This is a genomic window from Mycolicibacterium arcueilense (assembly GCF_058536225.1).
This window is the reverse complement of sequence record NZ_JBZTYL010000036.1, coordinates 188,800-207,930: the sequence shown is the minus strand read 5'-3', so window position 1 is coordinate 207,930 and position 19,131 is coordinate 188,800. Positions and strand designations below refer to the sequence as shown.

The 19,131-nt window shown below is 65.6% G+C and carries 24 protein-coding genes and 8 tRNA genes; 20 read left to right on the top strand and 12 right to left on the bottom strand.

The features are described from left to right. Positions 1 to 97: 97 nt before the first annotated feature. From AC4LGL_RS31545 to AC4LGL_RS31490, 12 genes are all read left to right on the top strand, one after another. Positions 98 to 182 (top strand) — tRNA-Tyr (locus tag AC4LGL_RS31545). Positions 183 to 189: 7 nt separating this feature from the next. After that, positions 190 to 263, top strand: a tRNA-Gln gene (locus AC4LGL_RS31540). Between the two features lie 4 nt (positions 264 to 267). Continuing rightward, positions 268 to 338 (top strand) — tRNA-Glu (locus tag AC4LGL_RS31535). Positions 339 to 348: 10 nt separating this feature from the next. Then, positions 349 to 419 (top strand) — tRNA-Glu (locus tag AC4LGL_RS31530). Between the two features lie 11 nt (positions 420 to 430). Beyond that, positions 431 to 519, top strand: a tRNA-Ser gene (locus tag AC4LGL_RS31525). 2 nt (positions 520 to 521) lie between these two features. Continuing rightward, positions 522 to 598 (top strand) — tRNA-His (locus tag AC4LGL_RS31520). 11 nt (positions 599 to 609) lie between these two features. Beyond that, positions 610 to 683: transfer RNA gene (locus AC4LGL_RS31515), tRNA-Arg, on the top strand. An 11-nt stretch (positions 684 to 694) separates the two neighbouring features. Next, positions 695 to 768, top strand: a tRNA-Arg gene (locus tag AC4LGL_RS31510). A gap of 50 nt (positions 769 to 818) precedes the next feature. After that, positions 819 to 1,733: a ribonuclease Z gene (locus tag AC4LGL_RS31505; RefSeq protein ID WP_491842182.1), complete on the top strand. Its 915-nt coding sequence runs from the start codon at positions 819 to 821 to the stop codon at positions 1,731 to 1,733. An 82-nt stretch (positions 1,734 to 1,815) separates the two neighbouring features. Next, positions 1,816 to 2,382 (top strand): hypothetical protein, encoded by a 567-nt coding sequence (locus tag AC4LGL_RS31500; RefSeq protein ID WP_491842181.1) that lies wholly within the window; start codon positions 1,816 to 1,818, stop codon positions 2,380 to 2,382. Positions 2,383 to 2,700: 318 nt separating this feature from the next. Next, positions 2,701 to 3,381 (top strand): MspA family porin, encoded by a 681-nt coding sequence (locus AC4LGL_RS31495; protein ID WP_491842180.1) that lies wholly within the window; start codon positions 2,701 to 2,703, stop codon positions 3,379 to 3,381. 63 nt (positions 3,382 to 3,444) lie between these two features. After that, positions 3,445 to 4,137: an MspA family porin gene (locus AC4LGL_RS31490; protein WP_491842210.1), complete on the top strand. Its 693-nt coding sequence runs from the start codon at positions 3,445 to 3,447 to the stop codon at positions 4,135 to 4,137. Here AC4LGL_RS31490 and AC4LGL_RS31485 read toward each other — a convergent pair. From AC4LGL_RS31485 to AC4LGL_RS31460, 6 genes are all read right to left on the bottom strand, one after another. Beyond that, positions 4,113 to 5,582 carry a glyceraldehyde-3-phosphate dehydrogenase gene (locus AC4LGL_RS31485; RefSeq protein ID WP_491842179.1) on the bottom strand — a complete coding sequence of 490 codons (1,470 nt, stop codon included), beginning with the start codon at positions 5,580 to 5,582 and terminating at the stop codon, positions 4,113 to 4,115. The two genes, AC4LGL_RS31490 and AC4LGL_RS31485, sit on opposite strands and share 25 nt — an antisense overlap. 119 nt (positions 5,583 to 5,701) lie before the next feature. Beyond that, positions 5,702 to 5,983: an Ada metal-binding domain-containing protein gene (locus tag AC4LGL_RS31480; RefSeq protein ID WP_491842178.1), complete on the bottom strand. Its 282-nt coding sequence runs from the start codon at positions 5,981 to 5,983 to the stop codon at positions 5,702 to 5,704. After that, positions 5,980 to 6,702, bottom strand: coding sequence for a 2OG-Fe(II) oxygenase (locus AC4LGL_RS31475; protein WP_491842177.1), 723 nt, complete (start codon positions 6,700 to 6,702; stop codon positions 5,980 to 5,982). The genes AC4LGL_RS31480 and AC4LGL_RS31475 overlap by 4 nt, the downstream gene beginning before the upstream one ends. Continuing rightward, on the bottom strand, positions 6,699 to 7,250 hold the full coding sequence (locus tag AC4LGL_RS31470; RefSeq protein WP_491842209.1) for a methylated-DNA--[protein]-cysteine S-methyltransferase: 552 nt from the start codon (positions 7,248 to 7,250) through the stop codon (positions 6,699 to 6,701). The genes AC4LGL_RS31475 and AC4LGL_RS31470 overlap by 4 nt, the downstream gene beginning before the upstream one ends. A 56-nt stretch (positions 7,251 to 7,306) precedes the next feature. Continuing rightward, positions 7,307 to 7,816, bottom strand: coding sequence for an RNA polymerase sigma factor (locus AC4LGL_RS31465; protein WP_491842176.1), 510 nt, complete (start codon positions 7,814 to 7,816; stop codon positions 7,307 to 7,309). Positions 7,817 to 7,870: 54 nt separating this feature from the next. Further along, positions 7,871 to 8,470 carry a TetR/AcrR family transcriptional regulator gene (locus tag AC4LGL_RS31460; protein WP_237165885.1) on the bottom strand — a complete coding sequence of 200 codons (600 nt, stop codon included), beginning with the start codon at positions 8,468 to 8,470 and terminating at the stop codon, positions 7,871 to 7,873. Between the two features lie 90 nt (positions 8,471 to 8,560). On the opposite strand from AC4LGL_RS31460, the gene AC4LGL_RS31455 reads away from it, so the two are divergent. Beyond that, the gene (locus AC4LGL_RS31455; RefSeq protein WP_491842175.1) at positions 8,561 to 10,165 is read left to right on the top strand and encodes an FAD-binding protein; all 1,605 of its coding nucleotides are present in this window, start codon (positions 8,561 to 8,563) and stop codon (positions 10,163 to 10,165) included. Here the strand turns inward: AC4LGL_RS31455 and AC4LGL_RS31450 are convergent. Continuing rightward, entirely contained in the window at positions 10,157 to 11,032 is an 876-nt protein-coding gene (locus AC4LGL_RS31450) for a L,D-transpeptidase (RefSeq protein ID WP_491842174.1), read from the bottom strand. The genes AC4LGL_RS31455 and AC4LGL_RS31450 overlap by 9 nt on opposite strands. Positions 11,033 to 11,178: 146 nt before the next feature. Between AC4LGL_RS31450 and AC4LGL_RS31445 the strand changes: the two genes are divergently transcribed. From AC4LGL_RS31445 to AC4LGL_RS31430, 4 genes are all read left to right on the top strand, one after another. After that, positions 11,179 to 11,916 carry a DsbA family protein gene (locus AC4LGL_RS31445; protein WP_491842173.1) on the top strand — a complete coding sequence of 246 codons (738 nt, stop codon included), beginning with the start codon at positions 11,179 to 11,181 and terminating at the stop codon, positions 11,914 to 11,916. Further along, a complete protein-coding gene (locus AC4LGL_RS31440; protein WP_491842172.1) occupies positions 11,913 to 12,752 on the top strand; it encodes a cytochrome c biogenesis CcdA family protein in 840 nt (279 codons plus the stop codon). Before AC4LGL_RS31445 ends, AC4LGL_RS31440 begins: the two co-directional genes overlap by 4 nt. Before the next feature lie 86 nt (positions 12,753 to 12,838). Further along, positions 12,839 to 13,213, top strand: coding sequence for a BlaI/MecI/CopY family transcriptional regulator (locus AC4LGL_RS31435; RefSeq protein WP_491842208.1), 375 nt, complete (start codon positions 12,839 to 12,841; stop codon positions 13,211 to 13,213). Next, positions 13,210 to 14,148: a M56 family metallopeptidase gene (locus AC4LGL_RS31430; protein ID WP_491842171.1), complete on the top strand. Its 939-nt coding sequence runs from the start codon at positions 13,210 to 13,212 to the stop codon at positions 14,146 to 14,148. Before AC4LGL_RS31435 ends, AC4LGL_RS31430 begins: the two co-directional genes overlap by 4 nt. A 7-nt stretch (positions 14,149 to 14,155) precedes the next feature. On the opposite strand, the gene AC4LGL_RS31425 is transcribed toward AC4LGL_RS31430, so the two are convergent. After that, positions 14,156 to 14,575: a DUF5313 domain-containing protein gene (locus tag AC4LGL_RS31425; protein WP_491842170.1), complete on the bottom strand. Its 420-nt coding sequence runs from the start codon at positions 14,573 to 14,575 to the stop codon at positions 14,156 to 14,158. A gap of 67 nt (positions 14,576 to 14,642) precedes the next feature. On the opposite strand from AC4LGL_RS31425, the gene AC4LGL_RS31420 reads away from it, so the two are divergent. Beyond that, on the top strand, positions 14,643 to 15,020 hold the full coding sequence (locus tag AC4LGL_RS31420; protein WP_055110904.1) for an ArsR/SmtB family transcription factor: 378 nt from the start codon (positions 14,643 to 14,645) through the stop codon (positions 15,018 to 15,020). An 8-nt stretch (positions 15,021 to 15,028) separates the two neighbouring features. Here AC4LGL_RS31420 and AC4LGL_RS31415 read toward each other — a convergent pair whose 3' ends face one another. The 3 genes from AC4LGL_RS31415 to AC4LGL_RS31405 are packed head-to-tail and all read right to left on the bottom strand — an operon-like array spanning position 15,029 to position 16,378. Further along, complete coding sequence (locus AC4LGL_RS31415; protein ID WP_491842169.1) at positions 15,029 to 15,397, bottom strand: type II toxin-antitoxin system VapC family toxin; 369 nt, start codon at positions 15,395 to 15,397, stop codon at positions 15,029 to 15,031. An 11-nt stretch (positions 15,398 to 15,408) separates the two neighbouring features. Continuing rightward, positions 15,409 to 15,639: a type II toxin-antitoxin system Phd/YefM family antitoxin gene (locus AC4LGL_RS31410; protein WP_491842168.1), complete on the bottom strand. Its 231-nt coding sequence runs from the start codon at positions 15,637 to 15,639 to the stop codon at positions 15,409 to 15,411. 46 nt (positions 15,640 to 15,685) lie between these two features. Further along, a complete protein-coding gene (locus AC4LGL_RS31405; RefSeq protein ID WP_491842167.1) occupies positions 15,686 to 16,378 on the bottom strand; it encodes a thioredoxin domain-containing protein in 693 nt (230 codons plus the stop codon). 172 nt (positions 16,379 to 16,550) lie between these two features. On the opposite strand from AC4LGL_RS31405, the gene AC4LGL_RS31400 reads away from it, so the two are divergent. Both AC4LGL_RS31400 and AC4LGL_RS31395 read left to right on the top strand, forming a co-directional pair. Beyond that, positions 16,551 to 17,810 (top strand): lipase family protein, encoded by a 1,260-nt coding sequence (locus AC4LGL_RS31400; RefSeq protein WP_491842207.1) that lies wholly within the window; start codon positions 16,551 to 16,553, stop codon positions 17,808 to 17,810. Positions 17,811 to 17,927: 117 nt separating this feature from the next. Further along, positions 17,928 to 18,491: a TetR/AcrR family transcriptional regulator gene (locus AC4LGL_RS31395; protein ID WP_491842206.1), complete on the top strand. Its 564-nt coding sequence runs from the start codon at positions 17,928 to 17,930 to the stop codon at positions 18,489 to 18,491. On the opposite strand, the gene AC4LGL_RS31390 is transcribed toward AC4LGL_RS31395, so the two are convergent. Further along, the gene (locus tag AC4LGL_RS31390) at positions 18,431 to 19,093 is read right to left on the bottom strand and encodes a TetR/AcrR family transcriptional regulator (protein ID WP_491842166.1); all 663 of its coding nucleotides are present in this window, start codon (positions 19,091 to 19,093) and stop codon (positions 18,431 to 18,433) included. The two genes, AC4LGL_RS31395 and AC4LGL_RS31390, sit on opposite strands and share 61 nt — an antisense overlap. Positions 19,094 to 19,131: the final 38 nt, after the last annotated feature.

The following is a 19,131-nucleotide window of genomic DNA, read 5'->3' as shown; positions in this document are numbered from 1 at the left end:
TCTACCCGGCGGGGCAGACGACGCAATGAGCGGAAGTCGTCTGCCCCGCCCGCCCGAGCGATCAACTCCCTCGTAGTAGAGCCAGTCGGGGGGGCATCTGCGCGCGGTGACGACGGTGTGTCACGGCTGGCTGTAAACCAGTTGCTTCGGCTCAGGGGGTTCGAATCCCTCCGCGCAGACCACTTTTATTGCCCGCTAGCACAATTGGTAGATGCGTCTGGTTCTGATCCAGATGGTTTCAGGTTCGAATCCTGAGCGGGCAGCGCAGGTCCGTTGGTGTAATGGCAGCACACCTGGTTCTCAACCAGACGGCAGGAGTTCGACTCTCCTACGGACTACCTTGCACAGGCCCCGTTCGGATATGGGTAGTCTGCCGCCCTTTCACGGCGGCGGAGCGGGTTCGAGTCCCGCGCGGGGTACACGCAGTCCGGGAAGTGTGGCAGAAAGGTAATGCAGCGGCTTGCTAAGCCGTCGTCGCGGCGTCCCCGCGGCTTGGGGGTTCGACTCCCTCCACTTCCGCTGTGGCGGTAGCTCAATCCGGTAGAGCGCCAGGTTGTGATCCTGGTTGTTACGGGTTCGAATCCCGTCCGCCACCCCACTCATGCCTATGCCCCTGTAGCTCAAACGGACAGAGCGTCGTCCTCCGACGGCGAAGGTTGACGGTTCGAGTCCGTCCAGGGGCACGGCACGGGATGCCCGCGTAGCTCAAATGGAGAGAGCGCCTGTTTACGAAGCAGGAGGTTGCTGGTTCGAGTCCAGCCGCGGGCGCGCACGCGATCGGTGCGCGACGGGGTGAACTGCACCGTACTGTCGGAAGCGTGTCGATCCGCGAGTTGATCGTGCTCGGTACCGCCAGCCAGGTGCCGACACGCCACCGCAATCACAACGGATACCTGCTGCGCTGGGATGGCGAGGGCTTGCTGTTCGACCCTGGAGAGGGAACTCAACGTCAGTTTCTCCTCGCAGGGGTTTCGGCCAGTGCCGTCACCCGGCTGTGCCTGACTCACTTTCATGGCGACCACTGCCTCGGGGTTCCGGGAATCCTGCAACGCATGTCGCTGGACAGGGCGTCGCATCCGCTTCACGCCTATTACCCGGCGTCCGGTCAGGAGTACTTCACCCGGCTTCGGCACGCGAGCATCTTCCACGACACATTGGACGTGCAGGAACACCCGGTCAGCGCCGACGGCCCGGTCGCCGATGGCCCCTTCGGCCATCTCGAGGTGCGCACGCTCGATCATTCGGTGCCCTCTGTCGGCTACCGGCTCGTCGAGCCCGATGGCCGCAGGATGGTGCCTGAGTCGCTGGCACATTTCGGGATCGCCGGACCGCTGGTAGGGGAACTGCAGAAGACCGGGGGAGTGCGCGTCGGGGATCGCGAGGTACAGCTGTCCGACGTCAGTGAGCCTCGGCGGGGCCAGCGCTTCGCCTTCATCATGGACACGCGCTTGTGCGACGCCGTGTACGCCTTGGCCGAGGATGCCGATCTGCTGGTGATCGAAGCGACGTTCCTGAACGGGGACGCTGAGCTGGCCTCGCGCTACGGCCATCTGACCGCGCGGCAGGCCGGCCAGGTCGCAGCCGAGAGCAACGTGCGGCGGCTGGTGCTCACTCATTTCTCTCAGCGCTACGACGACGCTCGGCGTCATCACGACGAAGCGGCCGAGGTATTCGGCGGCGAGGTGATCACGGCCGAGGACCTGGCCAGGATCCGGGTTCCCCGACGGTTATGAGGGGCGACGGATCCCCGCCCGCATGACATGAAGTTGATATGAAGTCACCGGCGGGCGCCGTTATTGTCCGCAGAATGTCAGGGTGACGATGTCGGTCCCCTCCTGCGATCAGCAGCGTGCCGGCACTGCATTGATCCGAGCGCTGAGCGTTGCCGATGGGCCCGAGAGACTCGACACCGCAACGGAGCGCGACGAGGTCGTCCAGCTGACCCGTCAGCAGGAGCTGCGGCAGGCTCGCTACTACCGGGGACTCCTGGAGTCGCAGCGGGCTGAGGTCGAAGAGGAGTTGGCCCGTGACTGCGAACTGTTCGTCAGACACTCGGCCGACGATCGCCACCGGCGTCGGATGCCACGTCTTCGTGAAGCCATCAGACGCAAACGCCGTGAGCAGTACCAGATCGACTGTCTGCTGGAATCTCTGAACATGAGGTTCTTTCGGCCGCGGCCGATGCCGCTACCGGATCACCGCTTCACCATCGAGGTCGAACCCACGCGGCACGGCTACCGGGTGCGGATCCCCGAACTCGATCAAGTCGTGACCGCCGTCAGCCGCGATGATGCTGCGATGACGGCCCGCGAGTACATCGCCGTGAGCATCGGCATCGCGATCAGCCGGATCGCCGTCACCCCCGGGCGCTTGGGGACGTAGGTCCAGCGGGTCGCTCTTGCCGCGTCCGTCTCGATCGGCGCTGGTCTCTCCTGGCGTCAGTACTTGAATTTCTAACGGTTTTCGCAACAGTGGTGCGGAAAATTCCTGTGGAGCACAGTATTACATCAGCGTGATGGCTTGCCATTTGTTGCGACTGGTTAATGTCCAGGCACAGTTTCCCCGTCATTCACCTACGGGAAATGCGGTGTCCCAACTGTTTATGGGTAACTGATCGATGGCTGGTGACATGGCTTTACGGGCGCTGCTACGTTCCCTCGGGAAGAATTCTTCGAATACTGAGAGGCCTGCCGCCGTACCATGCTCAAAACTCTTGTCCCACTGGCTGTCGCCTGTTCTCTCGGCGCCTTTGCTTCTCTTTCCGGTGCCAACCAGGCTGGAGCCCAGCCGATTCCAGCTCCGCCGGTGCCCGATGTCGCACCTGCACCCGAAGTGGATAATGGCGCCGTCCCGTCGGCGGCACCCGGGATCTTGCCGACACCGGAGGGCTGGACGCTTTCGGTCAAGGCGGTGAACGAAACGCAGCTCGACGTAGCTCCGTTGACCACCGCCATGTCCTCGCGTGAATACCTGGTGGGCGGAACGTTTCTGGGCGAGGTCACTGGCTCCGGCAAGGCCGCGCTGGCCGGTGGCACGCTGGAGGCCGGCTATCAGATCGGTTGTGGCATCAGTGCCGATGTCGTAGATGCCAGGTTCGGCGGCAATATCACGCCCTCGCTGAGCTCTGTGGGCGTGCCGAGCGTCGGAGGTGGACTGTTCGCGCAGATCCGCCCCACTCTCAAGCCGGGTACGGCGTCCGTCGTCCCCGTGACGAAGATCCAATACGACGGCGATACGGCACGCGTGACGATCACCGGCCTGCGGATCAAGATCGACAGCTGCGTTGGTCAGTCCTTCATTCGCTCATACGCGACGTTCACCAGCTCCACCGCCGACACGCAGGACGTCGTCTCCTACGTGGGCGTGACCAAGGCCGTGTGACGTCCGTACCTCAAATTCGCACTCGCTCAATCGTTTACGTTCCGAGAGGTGTCAACAACCGACATGACCAAGATCCTTGCCGCGCTGTTTTTGGCCGGTGCGCTGGTGGTGCCGGCGCCCTACGCGACCGCCGCTCCCGAACCCGTCGTGCCGCACGAGCCGAGCGCAGATGCTCTGCCGCCCGCCGCTCCCGAATCCGGAACACCGCCGGACACCGGGACCGTCGGCTCCGCGGAACCGTCCGTGGTCACGACGCCTGATGGTTGGGTGTTGAAGCTCGCTGCCAAGGACGAGACGCAATTGCCGATCCCGGCCCTGACCACCGCGACCTCATCGCGTGAGTACCTCGCCGGGGGGACATTCACCGGCAACATCAGCGGCAGCGGCACTGCGTCGTTGCAGGGCGGCACGCTCGAGGCGGGCTACCAGATCGGCTGTGGTATCGAGCTGAGCTCGGTTCGCCTGACCGGCAGCCTCGGCCTTTCCTCGTCGGTCAGCCGGACCGGCCTCGGCGGGATCAGTGCACCGATTCAGGGCAATGTCGAAGTGCGACCGAAACCTGGCGAGGTCATCGACGTCTCGGTCACCGAAATGAAGTTCAAAGGCAAGGATTCCCGGGTCACGCTCAAAGACGTGCACATCAAGATCGATGGGTGCGTCGGCCAGTCTTTTCTGCGGTCATTCGCAAAGCTGACCAGCGCCGCCCCGGGGTCCCAAGACGTCGTCGCCTACTACGGCGTGACCAAGACCGTCTGATCGGCGTCGGCCCGAATCTGCGGATACGTCGGGTACTCAATGCCCGACAGGTACTGCACCGTGCGCACCACCTGGGAGGAGTAGCCGAATTCGTTGTCGTACCAGACGTAGAGGATCACGTTGTCTTCGTCGACGATCGTCGCGTTGGCGTCGATGATGCTGGCCGCCCGTGAGCCGATGAAGTCGCTCGACACTGCGTCGGTCGCCGCGGTGTAGTCCAGGTTGCGGCTCAACGGTCCCGCCAGGGACGCCTGGCGCAGGTACTCCAGGGCTTCTTCCTTGGTCGTCGGGCGGTGCAGCTGCATGTTCAGGATCGCCACCGAGACATCCGGGGTGGGAACGCGGATCGAGCTACCGCTGATCTTGGCCTTCAGGTCCGGCATGGCCTTGGCGACAGCGGAGGCCGCACCGGTTTCGGTCAGGACCAGGTTGAACGGCGCGGACCGGCCGCGGCGGTCGGCGTTGTGATAGTTGTCCAGCAGGTTCTGGTCGTTGGTGAACGAATGCACGGTCTCCACGTGGCAGCGGGCGATGCCGTACTCGTCGTCCATCGCCTTGAGCGGCGGAACGATCGCGTTGGTCGTGCATGACGCGCACGAGAAGATCTGCTGTTCGAGGTCGAGGGTGCGGTGGTTGACCCCGTGCACGATGTTCGGGACGTCGCCCTTGCCCGGGGCGGTCAGCAGGACCTTCGCGATGCCGGGGCGCAGGTGCTTGGACAGGCCGTCGCGGTCACGCCACTTGCCGGTGTTGTCGATCAGGATCGCGTTGTCGATGCCGTACTCGGTGTAATCGACGGTCGCCGGGTCGTCACTGTGGATGAACTTGATGACGTTGCCGTTGGCGATCAGGCTGTTGGTCTCGGTGTCGACCTTGATCGTGCCGTCGAACTGGCCGTGCACCGAGTCGCGGCGCAGCAGCGACGCCCGCTTGGCGAGGTCGCCCTCCCCGTTGCTGCGGATCACCACGGCGCGCAGGTTGAGGCCGTTTCCGGAGCCGGCCTTCTCGATGAGCAGGCGCGCGACGAGCCGGCCGATGCGGCCGAACCCGTAGAGCACCACATCCCGCGGACCCTGGGGTTCGCTCTTGTTTTCGCCGGTCACGTCGCTGAGGACCTGCGCGGTGAACTCGGGTACCGACAACCCCGCATCGCTGGCGCGGTACGCCATGATCAGCAGGCCGAGGTCGATCTTCGACGGGCCCAGGTCCAGCTCGGCCAGTGCCTGCAGGAAGGGGAAGGTCTCTTCGACCGACAGTTCCTCACCGCCGACCTGTCGCGCGAACCGGTGGGTCCGCAGGATCTTGATGACGGACCTGTTCACCAGCGACCGGCTGTGCAGCAGGACTGTCACGCCCTTCGCCCGGTACAGGTTGCCGATGATCGGGATCATCGCCTCCGCGAGTGCTTCCTGAGCATTCCAATGGGCGAGTTCTGGCGAGTTCAAATCAAGCGTCCTGTGGGTCGTGTGGGCTGGCCCCTCGGATGAGTACCGCCTTGATGGTAGCCATTGTCCGATTTCACAATGCGTCGCGGTTCGCCGGTGAGAACTTGCAGTGGCCCAGGTCACAGGGCGAAATGGCGCGCCGTTTGTTTCCACATCCGGTAGTCGTCGGGCAGACAGACCGCGCAGGGTCGGTAGCCGGCTGAGACGGCGGTTGCCTCGTCGGCGAAGAAGACCCGGTTGCGCACGTATCCGCCGGCCGCGATGGTTCGCAGGGCCGACGGGCAGTCCAGACGGCCGTAGAGCTTGCCGCCGCGATGCCCGCCCAGGGTTCCGGGTGTGACGCTGCGGTATGGGCGACCGTCCGCTCCCATCAAGGTGTACCGCTTGATGTCTGAAGTCATGCGGCGTCGTGGAAGACGAGCCCCAGCGTGAATCGCGTACCGCTACGGACCACGGAAACCCCGTGCCGCACCGGCGCTGCCGACCACCCGCGGGCCGAGGGCACCGGCCGGTCCCGGGTGGTGAAGACCAGGCCGTGCCCCTGCGGGATGACGGTGGCGGTACCGCGCGACTGCGCGCGCGGCCGCTGTTCGTAGAGCAGGAACTCCCCGCCGGTGTGGTCGACGCCGGGGCTGGTGAGATTGATGACCACCTGCAGCGGAAAGACCAGCTCCCCGTACAGGTCTCGATGTAGGGCGTTCCAGTCACCGGCCTCGTACCTGAGCAGGATCGCGGTGGTCTTGGTCTGCCCCGCCGCGTGGCACATGTCCAGCCAGTCGTCCAGATCGTCGGGCCAGGGCGCTTCCCGGCGAAGTTTGGTCCACCAGTCGCGCGCGATCGGCAACAGCCGGGGATAGAGCGCGTGCTTGAGCGCCACGACCGGGTCGGGGTAGGGATCGGCGAAGTAGCGGTACTCGCCTTCCCCGAAGCGGTACCGGCTCATGTTGACCGTGGAGCGGAACCGGTGCTCGTCGGGGTAGAGCGCGGCGATCCGGTCGGCCTCGGCAGCGGTGAGCAGCGGACCGGTGAGGGCGCAGCCCACGCTGTCGAGGTCCGAACGGATCGCGTCCCAGTCGGCTGCGCCCACGCGGCCTGCGAACGGCCCACCTGCGGTCCTCATGCGGCGGACTCCAGATCCAGCAGAAGTCGTTTGGCTTCCACACCTCCGAGGTAGCCGCCCATCGCACCGTCGCTGCGCACGACGCGGTGGCAGGGCACGACGACCGGCAGGGGATTGGTGGCGCAGGCCGTCCCCACGGCACGTACGGCTTTGGGGTTGCCGGCGAGCTGGGCCACAGCTGCGTAGCTGGCGGTATGCCCGTAACCGATCTCCGGGAGGTGGTGCAGCACCGTGCTGCGGAATCCCGCGGACAGCCGCCAGTCCAGCGCGATGTCGAAGGTGCGGCGGATACCGGCGAAGTACTCGTCGAGTTCCCGGGCCACGGTGTCGAGCCGCGTCGGTGCGCGCAGGATGCGCGGGCTGATCTTGTCGGCGAGCTGCTGCAGGACGGCGTCGTGGTCTTCACTGGCATAGGCGACACGCACCAGGCCCTGGTCGGTGGCGGCCACCAGCAGGGGGCCCACCGGGCTGTCGACGATTCGGTAGGCGACGTCGAGAATGCCGTCGCGATCGGCGGCAACGGCCAGTCGGGTCCGCAGGGTGGCCATGCGGTCGGTGCCGTCGGCGATCTGCGCCAGATCGTGGATGAGGTCGTGGTCGGTGTTCATCGGGTTTCTTCTCTCCGGGAGGGACTGATGGCGGCGGAGCCGCTGCGATAGGTACGTCTGAGGGCCGCGATGCCGTCGGCGGCGGCGCGCCGGGCAGCATCGGTGCTGCCGCCGAGGATGGCCGCGATGTCGGCATAGGGCAGTCCGGCCAGGTAGTGGTAGGCCACGGCTTGCTTCTGTTTGGTCGGTAGGCGCTCGAGCGCGTCGGCCAGGTCGTCGTCGCGGTCGTGCTGCGGTGCGGTGGGTGTCTCGGGCACGGTGTCGGTGGGGATCGCGTGCCGCGACCGGGCTCGGGTGATGTCGATCGCCTTACGGTGAGCGACCGTCACCAGCCAGGCTTCGATGTTCGCGTCAGCCGGAAGGTCCGGATAGGCCTTCATCGCGGCCAGGAACGTTTCCGACCACGCGTCGTCGGCGTCGATCGGTCCGACGACGGCCCTACACACCCGCAGTACCGTGGGGCCGTGGTCATCGACCACTGCCTCGAAGGGCTGTTTGGCTTTCACGTTCTGTAGACGCTCCGACCGCAGGTTTCGTGAGATCCCAGTTTGGAATGGACGTCAACTCGGCGGCGCGAGGCCGTTGAGGATGAAATCCATGACCTCTTCGGCGATTTCGTGCTGGGTCTTGGTCGAGTTGATGACGCTGTGCAGCGCGGCGGTCATCATGATCGCCCCGAAGATGCTGATCGCGGAGCTTTCGGGGTCGGCAAGACTTCGCAGTGAACCGTCGGCGGCCCCGGCTTTCAGCACCCGGGCGATGGGTTCGTAGAAAGCCTCTTGCACTGCCGACGCGAGATCGGGCAGGCGGATGGCGCGCCCGAGGTCGCCGACGAGCGCCTGGCTGGTGCCCGGCCGGCCCATGGTGTGGGCAATCTGGACCTGGACCACGGCGGCCAACCGGTCTCTGCCCGGCCCGGGAGCATCGGTGGCCGCGGCAACGTCACGGGCGAGCGCATCGAGAGAATCCCGGAACAGGAAGGCGAGGATGTCGTCCTTGCCCTTGAAGTAGTAGTACAGCGTGGCCTTCGGGACGCCCGATGCCGCAGCGATGTCCTCGATCTTGGTCTTCTGCAGCCCACGGGTGGCGATGAGGTCCGTCGCTGCGTACAGCTTTTCGGCCACCGCAGGAGGCACGGTGCGTCCGGTCAGTTCAGCCACGAGCGCAGTCTACGAGCCTCCTTGCGCAGAGTTTGTACTTTGAGTACAAACTAGGTGTCTAGTTCGGTGATAACGATGTGCAGGAGAGTCATGGCAGAGGCGCAGACAACCGATGTCCTCGTGGTCGGATACGGAGCCGCGGGCGTCTGCGCAGCACTGGAGGCGCGTTCGAGAGGCGCCGATGTCCTGGCCATCGACCGGTTCAACGGCGGCGGCGCGACGCAGGTATCCGGCGGCATCATCTATGCCGGTGGCGGCACCTGGGTTCAGCGCCAGGCCGGGGTCGACGACGACGCCGATGCCATGTACGCCTACCTGCAGGCCGAGATCGGCGACGCGGTGCGTCCCGAGACGCTGCGACGCTTCGTCGACGACAGTCCCGCGATGATCGACTGGCTCACCGAACACGGCGTGCCGTTCGAGGCTTCGGTCTGTCCGTACAAGACGTCGTATCCGAACAACAAGTACTACCTCTACTACTCGGGCAGCGAGAACTCCGGGCGCTTCCGCGAGATCACCCCGCCGGCGCAACGCGGTCACCGGGCCAAGGGGCCGGGAGCCTCGGGCAAGAAGATCTATCAGCCCCTCGCTGCCTCGGCAGCGGCACACGGCGTGCGCACACAGTTCCTCACCCGCGCTGTCGCTTTGTTGACCGATCCCAGCGGTCGGGTGGTGGGTGTGCGGACGAGCACCCTGGCGCACGCACCGGCGTGGGTTCGGCGCCGCTACCGCGCGTACGCCGAGCTGGCGGTCAAACCGGGCATCTACTATCCGCCGCTGCGCGCCGCGATGGAAAAGCGGTTGAACCGCTTGGAAAGTCGGTATGCCCGCACCGTCGACATCCATGCGCGCAAGGCGGTCATTCTCAGTGCGGGTGGATACATCGCCAACCGCGAGCTCATCGCCGAGCATGCACCGGCGTACCGCGAAGGACTGCAGCTGGGCACCACCGGAGATGACGGCTCCGGTATCGCGCTGGCCGCCGAGGTCGGCGCCGCGGTCGATCGCCTCGACAACGTATCGGCATGGCGCTTCATCACCCCGCCCAGCGCGTTTCTGGGTGCCCTCGTGGTCGATGAACACGGACAGCGATTCATCGACGAGACCCGTTACGGCGCCGCCGTCGGGCACGCCATGATTGCCGATCACGGTGGTCGCGGCTGGATCCTGGCCGATGACCGGCTGCTCAAGCAGGCGCGAGCCCAGCTTCCCGAGCAGGCCATCTGGTTCCAGCGCCTGCAGATGGAAGCCATGTTGCGCACCGACCGGGTCGTGGGCGACACCTTGGAAGCGGTTGCCGCCAAGGCCGGCGTCGACCCGGCGGGTTTGGTGGCCACCGTCGCGGCCCACAACACCGCCGCCTCGGGCGGGCTGCCGGATCCGATGGGCAAGCCGGCCGAGTTCGTCAATCCTGTTGAACAGGGACCGTTCTCACTGATCTCGATATCGATCAGACGCAGCCTGCTCAACCCGTGCCCGATGTTCACCCTCGGCGGGCTGATCGTCGACGAACTCACCGGTGCGGTGACAACTCCTGCGGGCGAGTCGATTCCGGGTCTCTACGCGGCGGGACGCACGGCCATCGGATTGTGCGTGAACTCGTACGTCAGTGGGTTGTCGATCGCCGACTGTGTCTTTTCGGGCCGTCGCGCCGCAGAACATGCCGTCGCGATGGAACCCACGCCGTCACCGTAGGGCGCTGCCGTCGAGCCACTTGTCCCACGGCACGCCCCAGTCGCCGTTCTGCCAGATGGGCAGCGGATCGCCACCGGTGTTGCGCACTTCGAATACGTCTCCGGGTTGGGAGAACTCGTAGAACCACCGCCCGTTGTCGGCATTGACGTTCAGGCATCCGTGCGATGTGTTTGTCTTGCCTTGCGCCCAGATGGTGCTGTCGAGTTGGTGGACGTAGATTCCGCTGTTGGTCAGCCGGACCGCGTTGTTGACGGTCACCTTGTAACCCAGGCGTGACGCGACCGGCAGGCCGTAGGTCGAGGAATCCATGACCACGGTGTCGGACTTGTCCATCACCGTATAGAAGCCCGGCTGAGTCCAGAACGAAATGGTCTTTCCGGCAACGGTTTCTGATCCCCCCATGCCCATGGAGGTCGGAATCGTGCGGACCAGCTCGTCATTGCGGTAGACGCGGATCTGTTTGGTGGCATCGTCGGCGACGGATACGTGCGACTCCCCGATCCGGAAGGAAACCCGGCCGGCACCCCTATCGTCGGCGGCTACGACCACCTCGGTGCCGGGACGGTAGTAGCTCTGCGGCCGCCAGTGAGCGTGCCGGTTGTCCATCCAGTACCAGGAACCGTCAACGGACGGAACGGTTTTCACCGACAGCCGCTTTTCCGCTGCGATGCGGTCGGCGACCGGTTCGTCGAAGTTGGCGACGATCACCGTGCCGACACCGTAGGTCCCTCCATCGACCAAGGTGGCGCCCGACGTCGCGGTGAAGCTGACCTGGGTCTGTTCGCCGGCGGTGAGTTCGGTGGGCATCGACGCCGGCCGGGCCAGCCAGAGGGTCGCGCCGATGGCGACGATGAAGGCCAGCGACATGATCGGTAGTGGTCGCCTCCGCGGTACAGCCGCCAACATCTCGGCGCCTCCCATCTGTCAGCCGCGTCCCGGCGGCGCAGTGTGCTAGAACGGAATACGTAGCTACGGCGTAGCTACGTAGGGCGAGGCTAGCATGGAGGTGCACAGTGAGTGGACGGCGAGAGAGTGTCAAGAAGGACCTCATCTTCATCGGAGTCCTGATTGTCATCGGCGCCGCGCTGATCGCCTACCTGCTGATACGTCCCGGCACTGACTCCGTCACCGCGGCACCCGCGGCGGACCCGGCGGCGACATCGCAGGCGCCCGGGGCGGCGGGCGGCGCCGACCGGGGGCACAGTCCGGTGGAACGCCGCCAGCCCGGCGACCCGCTGGCGATGGGGGATCCCGACGCACCCGTGGCGTTGGTGGTGTTCTCCGACTATCGATGCCCGTTCTGCGCCAAGTTCAGCCGGGACTCCGAGCCCGAACTCGTCAAGCGCTACGTCGACGCCGGCCAACTCCGCATCGAGTGGCGTGACTACCCGATCTTCGGCCCGCAGTCCATGGCGGCAGCACGCGCCGGGCGCGCGGCGGCCGAGCAGGGCAGGTTCTGGGAGTTCAACCGGGCCGTCTACGCGGCCGCGCCGGAGCGGTCGAAGGCCGACCTGACGGACGAGGACCTGATCGGTTTCGCCAGGCAGGCCGGTGTCCCCGATATCGACCGGTTCACCGCATCAATGCGCGGCAGCACCTTCGACGACGCCATCAATGCCGATCTGGCGCAGGGCACCGGGATCGGCGTCCCCAGCACCCCGGCCTTCCTGATCGACGACGTGCCCATGCTCGGCGCGCAGCCCACAGACGATTTCGTGCGGGCCATCGACGGGGCGCTGGCCAAGCGATGAGCGGCGTCGGTCTGCTCGGAGCCTTCCTCGGTGGGTTGGCCTCGTTGCTCAGCCCGTGCTCGGCGCTGCTGCTGCCGTCGTTTTTTGCCTACGCCTTCGATCGGACGCGCTTGTTGGTCCAGCGCACTGTGGCGTTCTGGGTGGGTCTCTGTGTGGTGCTGGTGCCGTTGGGCGCGGGCGTCGGGGCGCTGGGCAGCGTCGTCACTCGCTATCGCAGTGAAGTCACCATGGTCGGAGGCCTGGTCCTGATCGGATTCGGCCTGATGACGTTGCTGGGCAAGGGATTCGGCCTTTCGGGTGTGCAACGGATGACGACCCGGATCAACATCTCCAGCACCGTGTCGGTGCTCGCATTGGGAGCTGTGTACGGACTGGCGGGCTTCTGCGCAGGCCCACTGCTGGGCGCGGTCCTGACCATGTCGGCGATGGGCGCCGACCCGGCCTACGGGGCACTGCTGATGGCGGTCTACGCCCTCGGCATGGCGGCACCGTTGTTCCTACTCGCCTGGTTGTGGGACCGCTTCAACCTGTCGAAACGCACCTGGCTGCGGGGCCGGCCGGTGCGGTTGGGCCCGCTGGAGACCCACACCACCTCGCTGCTCACCGGGGCGATCTTCATCGTTCTCGGCGGGCTGTTCCTGTTCACCGACGGCACCGCGAATCTCGGCGGCCTGCTGTCCGTCGACGCGCAGTACGACCTGCAAGTCTGGCTGGGCAAGCTGTCGTCGGGGGTCAGTGATCTCCGGCTGATCTTGGGCGTCGTGCTGGCACTGATCGTGTGGAGGTCGATCCGGATGTGGCGGAAGCGCGCCGAGACTGAGAGCACGGTCAGATGAGCCGAGAAGCTACTATCGCGCTACATAGGTTTGATGCGCGGAACCACCAACTGGTGACGGCGCACCCACGCAGGCGGTAAATGAATATGGGAATCAAAGGATTTGGCGATCTCGAAGCTGTGGTGATGGAAGTGCTCTGGTCACGTGCGGAGCCGTCGACAGTACGCAGCGTGCACGACGAGCTCGTCACCAAGCGACAGATCGCCTACACCACGGTCATGTCGACCATGGACAACCTGTTCCGAAAGGGCTGGTTGGAGCGGGAGAAGATCGGTCTGGCGTACAGCTACCGGCCGGTGATGACCCGTGAGGAGCACTCCGCGCAGCTGATGCGCACGGTGTTCGAATCCGGCGGCGACAGTGAGCTGATCCTCAACTTCTTCCTCGAGCAGATCGTCGACGACGACTCGAAGAAACTCCGGCAGGCGCTCAAGCGGTTCACCGAGGAGCAGTCACGATGAACGCGGTCACGTTTCTCCTCGGTTACGCGATGGCGCTGAGCTGGCTGGCGCCGGTGGTGTTCACCGGCCCGATCTCGGCCAACGTGCATCCCAGACTGTCGGTGGCAGGCTGGCTGGTGGTCGTCGCCACCGCGTCATTCGCCTGGGTGGCGGCGTTGGTGATCCTGATCGCCGGTGCCGCCCACAGCCTGATCACTCACACCGCACCGACGTTCTGCGTCGAGGCACTGGGGATCGCCGGCGCAGTGACGTTACCGCCCACCGTGGCGACGGTGTTGGTCGTCGCCCTGCTTGCAGTCACTGCCGCAGTGGCGACCAACACCACGCGCCGTGTGATCGTCACGCTGTACCGAACGCGGCGCGCCAATCGTGAACACGCAGAAGCGGTCCGGATCATCGGCCGGCCCACCGGCCACGATGGCGTCATCGCCATCACGGCGGACCAGCCCGCGGCATACTGCGTGTCCGGCGGCCGGCACCGCGCGATCGTCGTCACGACGGCTGCGTTGGAGTTGCTGAGGCCGCCCGCGCTCGCAGCGGTCCTTGCCCACGAGCGAGCGCACCTGCGGGGCCGCCATCATCACGTCATCGCGACGCTGAACACCCTCGCCGCGGCGCTGCCGCGGCTGCCCCTGATGCGGGCGGCGGCCCGGTCGGTGCCGGCGTTACTGGAGATGTGCGCCGACGACGCGGCCACCCGCAGACACGGTCGTGAGCCGCTGTTGGCCAGCCTCGTCGCATTGAGTACCCGGCATCGGCTCCCCGACGGCGTGCTGGCGGCGGCGGGGACGGCGGTGGCCGACCGGGTCGCCCGACTCCTGCAACCTCAGCGGGCGATCTGGTGGCGCCCACAGTCCCTGGCGATGGTGCTCATCGTCGTCGCGACGGCTGCTGCACCCGCCTTCGCTCTGACGTTGTGCACCCTGCAGCCCTAACCGGCGGTCAGATGTCGCCGCTGCTCCTCGGCCCCGTCCGGGGGCCGTAGCGTTCGGCGTAGGCCTGGTGGATGTGCGCGTTCTTCTTGCGCGAGAGCTCGTCGATGAGGGCGGGGTTCAGCCCGTGCTTGACGAGCATGTGACGCCGCCACACCTTGTTCAGGGCATGGGAGAAGTAGACGAACGGGATGAAGATCGGCACGGTCATGCTGGCGTGCAGGTAGAGCGACATCGGGATGAACCAGATCGGCGCCAGAACCAGGATTGCCGGGATCGCGACACGGACCATCATCCGGACGGTGGCGCCGGGACCTGCAAGGTCGTTGGCCACCCACTCGCGCATGGAGTCGGGTAGCCGCTTGCCGTAGCAGTACGCGATGTACTGCAGCGGGCCCGGTTTTGTGCGGGAGGCTTGGCCGGTGGGCATTGCAGCAGGGTAACGCTCGGTATCATGGATTGCGAATTTCATCAATCCATCAATCATTGGGGCAGCGGTGACCGACAGCGTCCTAGATGGTCCCGAGCGGCCGTTGTACGAGATCAAGGCCAACCTGTTCAAGGCGCTGGCGCATCCGGCGCGGATCCGGGTGCTGGAGATCCTGTCGATGCGCGACGGCCCGACTCCGGTCAGCGAGATCCTGGCTGCCAGCGATATCGAACCGACCCTGCTGTCACAGCACCTCGCGGTACTCAAGCGCCATCACGTGGTCAGCGGGCACCGGGTCGGCAACGCGGTGTACTACACGCTCGCGCACCCGAAGATCGCTGAACTGCTGCTCATCGCCCGGACGTTCCTCGCCGACACCCTCGCCGCCCAGCGCGATCAGATCGACGCCATCGGGTCGCTACCGCCGATCGGCACGGCGCGATAGCGAAACTCTCACTTCCTGGCGTCGACCGCTTCGGGTACTGCCGCGAGTAGCTTCGCGTCGGCGGTGAGCAGGGTGAGGCTCTCGACGGTCGCCTGGGCGAGCAGCATCGCATCGAACGGATCCTTGTGCGGCAGCGCGGTGATGTCTGAGGCGAGGGTGTGGCGTCGCGTAATGGGGAGGTCCTGTAGGCCGGATCGGCCGATCGCATCGTCGAGGGCGTCGGGCAGGGTGATCTTGCCGATCGCCGCCTTGATGCTCAGCTCCCACGTGCTGGCCGCGGAGACGAACACCGCGGGGCTTTGCGCGATGCGATCGCGCGCCGCAGCCCCCAAGCGCGGGTTGTCTTCGAGTAGCCAGATCAGGACGTGGGTGTCCACCAACACGCCCCTCATTCGATGCCGAACAAGGCGTTGAGGTCGGTGTCGACGTCGTCGAAGTGTTCGGTGTCGTAACCGAATTGGCCGGCCAGCCCACCGAATGCGATGTCGATGCGCGTATGTGGGACCAGGTCTGCCACCGGTTTGCCCGCCCTCGCGATCGTGATCTTCTCGCCGTTTTCGACGCGCGTGAGTAGTTGCGACAGGTGTGTCTTCGCATCGTGGATGTTGACCGTCGACATGAAGCCACTCTACTGGACTTAGTCTAGTTGGACTAGGTCTCGACGATCAGTGGGGAAGCCGATCGAGCCAGTCGGAGTTTCCATCGACCGCTTCGCCGTCGATGGCCACCAGCGGCACCCCGGGATCGGGGAATGCTCGCAGCAGCGGAAGGTTGTTCGCCCCGATGGTGTGGCCGTCGTAGGGAATCGGGAGACCGAGCTTGATCATGTCCTGGGCTGACGGCGGTGCGCCGGCGCGGTCGGCCAACCCGGCCAGCTGATCGTTGCTCAGATCCGTCTCGCCTTCCTCTTTCGGCTGTTGATCGGCGGCGAAGATCTGCTCGACGAACTTCCAGGTGACGTCGCTCGATTGCGAGTGGTCGCCGACGATGTGGGCGGCATAAATGGCGCGGCTGTCGTAATTGCCGCTCGCCGAATACTTTTCGAGGAAGTTGACGAGACGCAGATTGATGTGGAGCTTGCCGTCCTCGATGCGCCGGCCGATCTCGGCGCCCTGGTCGCGCACCATCTTCCCGCTGTAGGGGCACAGCGGGTCCAGGTAGAGGTCGATCTGGCCCGGCGCCGCGGGGTCGCCGATGGAGAGAACGTCCCCGGCTGACGACGCCGGGGCGGCCTGCGCGCGACCGGCTCCGGGACCCCATATGAACGCCATCGTGAGCAGGCCGGCCAGTAGCAGGAGGTGAATCGTTCGGTATGCCGAGCGATTCGCGGTGCCGGGTCCATGCGGGTTCGCGTTCATGGCGTCCATCCTCTCTGACCGAGACGGAAGCTACTCAGGTCAGGGGCGGGCACCGCTATCACCTGCAGGTTTGCTGTATTTCTCTAGTTACTTAGAGGAAAAGTGGCAGAACGAGACAGTTTCTTGTTACTGTCCGGTAATGCGCAATGCCGGGGGGATTGTGGTCGTCCTCATGCTGATCATCGGGTCGCTCGTCGGATCTACGACGGTGGCCTTTGCCGACACGGGGGACGAGCCGCAGTACGCCGATTTCTATCTCCCGCCGGACCCGCTGCCGGCCGGTGCGCCCGGCGATGTGATCCGCACCGAACCGAGCCGGCTGGTGCTCGAGCCGTCCGGTCAGCTGGGCGCCATCATGGCGACCGGAACCCGGATCATGTACCGCAGCATCGACTCTCGGAACAATCCGATCGCCGTGACCGGCACCTACTTCGAACCGGACAACGACTGGCCCGGAAAGGGGCCGCGCCCGCTGATCGTCTATGCCCCCGGCACTCAGGGGCAGGGCAATCAGTGCGCACCGTCGCGCCAGTTCAACCAGGGCATCCACTACTCGGGTGGCTGGGACATCATGGTCAACTACGAGGAGGCGTTCGTCGCGACCTTGGTGGCCCGCGGCTTTGCCATCCTGATGACCGACTACCAGGGTCTCGGCACCGACTCGATGCACACCTACGTGAACCGCCTGGCCGAAGGCCACGCCGTCCTCGACGCCGCTCGCGCCGCCATGAAATTGCCCGAGACATCGCTGGATCCGCATGGCCCCGTGGCATTTTGGGGATATTCGCAGGGCGGTGGGGCAACCGCGTCGGCGGCGGAGCTGGCCTCGGCCTACGCACCCGAACTGAACATCGTCGGCACCTATGCTGGTGCGCCGCCGGCCGACCTCAAGGAACTGCTGCCCTACGCCGACGGTAGTGCGCTCGTGGGCGTCGTCGGCTATGCACTCAACGGCGTCATCGCCGCCTACCCGGAAGCCGCCGACGCCATCCGGTCGAAGCTCACCCAGCGCGGCAAGGACATGCTCGAGTCGGTGTCACGCCAGTGTGTGGGGCAGACGATCGTCGACTTCGCCTTCCGGCACCTGCAGCCCTACTTCAACGAGGACATCAACAAACTCGTCAACGAGGAACCGTTCAGCAGCTTGTTCGACCTGCAGAAGCTCGGCCGGTTCAAGCCGAACGCGCCGGTGCTGATCAACAGCAACCGCTATGACCCGCTGGTGCCGTGGACCGCGGCCAACCAGCTGGGCCGGGACTGGTGCGCGCAGGGCGCCGACGTTGAATTCCGCACCAACGAGGAACCGCCGTTCCTCAACAAGCTGGTGATCAACCACGCGCTCCCCATGCTCGTGGACGGAGAGCCGGCCATGCAGTGGATCGCCGCCCGCTTCAACGGAGAACCCACCACACCCAACTGCGGGCAGTTCTGACGGTCGGGCGGGTTCCCGGGTCCTCGAACGCCCGCTCGATACACTGCGGGCATCGCTGAACGCAGGAAGTACAACGCCGCCCAGCGTCGCCGCGAACTGGCTGACGCTGCCATCGAACTGCTCGGCAAGGACGGGTCGCGCGGCGTCAGTCACCCCAAGGTCGACAAGAAGGCCGAGGTTCCCGACGGCACGACGTCGTTCTACTTCCGGACCCGAGATGCGCTGATGCACGCGATTGCCGCACGCCTCAACGAACTCGACCTCGCCGACCTCTCCCTGCTCACCGAGCTCACCGATGCCGATCCGACGGAGTTCGCCGGCACACTCGGGTTCGCCACACTGGTCATGTATTCGGCGACCGAACCATGGCTCACCCGGGCCAAGGCCCGCTACGAGTTGGCCCTGCAGGCCGGCCGTGACGATGAACTGGCGGCAACGCTGAGCGCGTCCGTCGAGGGGTTCTACGGGGTTGCGCGCGCAGTCGTGACGGAATGGCATGCCACGGACGAGAATCCGATGGCGCCCGAGGTCATCGACGAGCAGGCCAAAACCCTGTTCTCGTTCGTGAACGGCGTGATGATGACGTTCGTCATCGGACAACCGCTGGTGGACAACGCCGATCAGCTAGACCGGTTGATCCGAGGGGTTCTGGCGGGCTGGCCGGCCGAGGGAACTGCCTGAACGGCGTTGTCGAACAACGGCGACGACAACAGCATGGCGCTGACGTGGTCGACGAACACGTCGTCGTCGGAACCGAGGTTGCCTTCCGTCCATTCGATGAACAGCGAGATGATGGCGCCGAAAACGGTGGCGTACTGCATCTTGACCCGCGCCGCCGCGGCGGTGTCCGCGCGATCGGTCGGGGCAGTCAGTCCACTCATCGCCCCGACGGCGTCTCGTACGAAATGGCGAAGCCTGACGTCAGCGATCGGCTCCACCAACAGGATTCGGCAGATCCGGGGATCGGCTTTGGCCAGTTGCGCTGCTGCTCCGACGCCCGCGCGGGTCCGGGCGGGCAGATCGGCGTCCGGGTCGGCGGCGGTATAGATGACCTGGCGCGCGTGCTCGAACGTGCTGCGGTAGACCTCGCGGAGCAGGTCGTCGGTGTCGGTGAAGCTCTCGTAGAAGAACTTCTGGCTGAGCTCTGCCTCGCGGCAGACGGCGCGCATGGTCATGGCGGCGACCCCTTGGGTGCCGACCAGGTTGGCGCCTGCCTGGATCAGTCGGGCGCGGCGGTCCGCCGACCGTGCTTCGGCGGCCTGGCCACGGTACGGCCTTGACATTCCGTGAGCATAGCGAGCACGATCCAATTCGGGAAGCA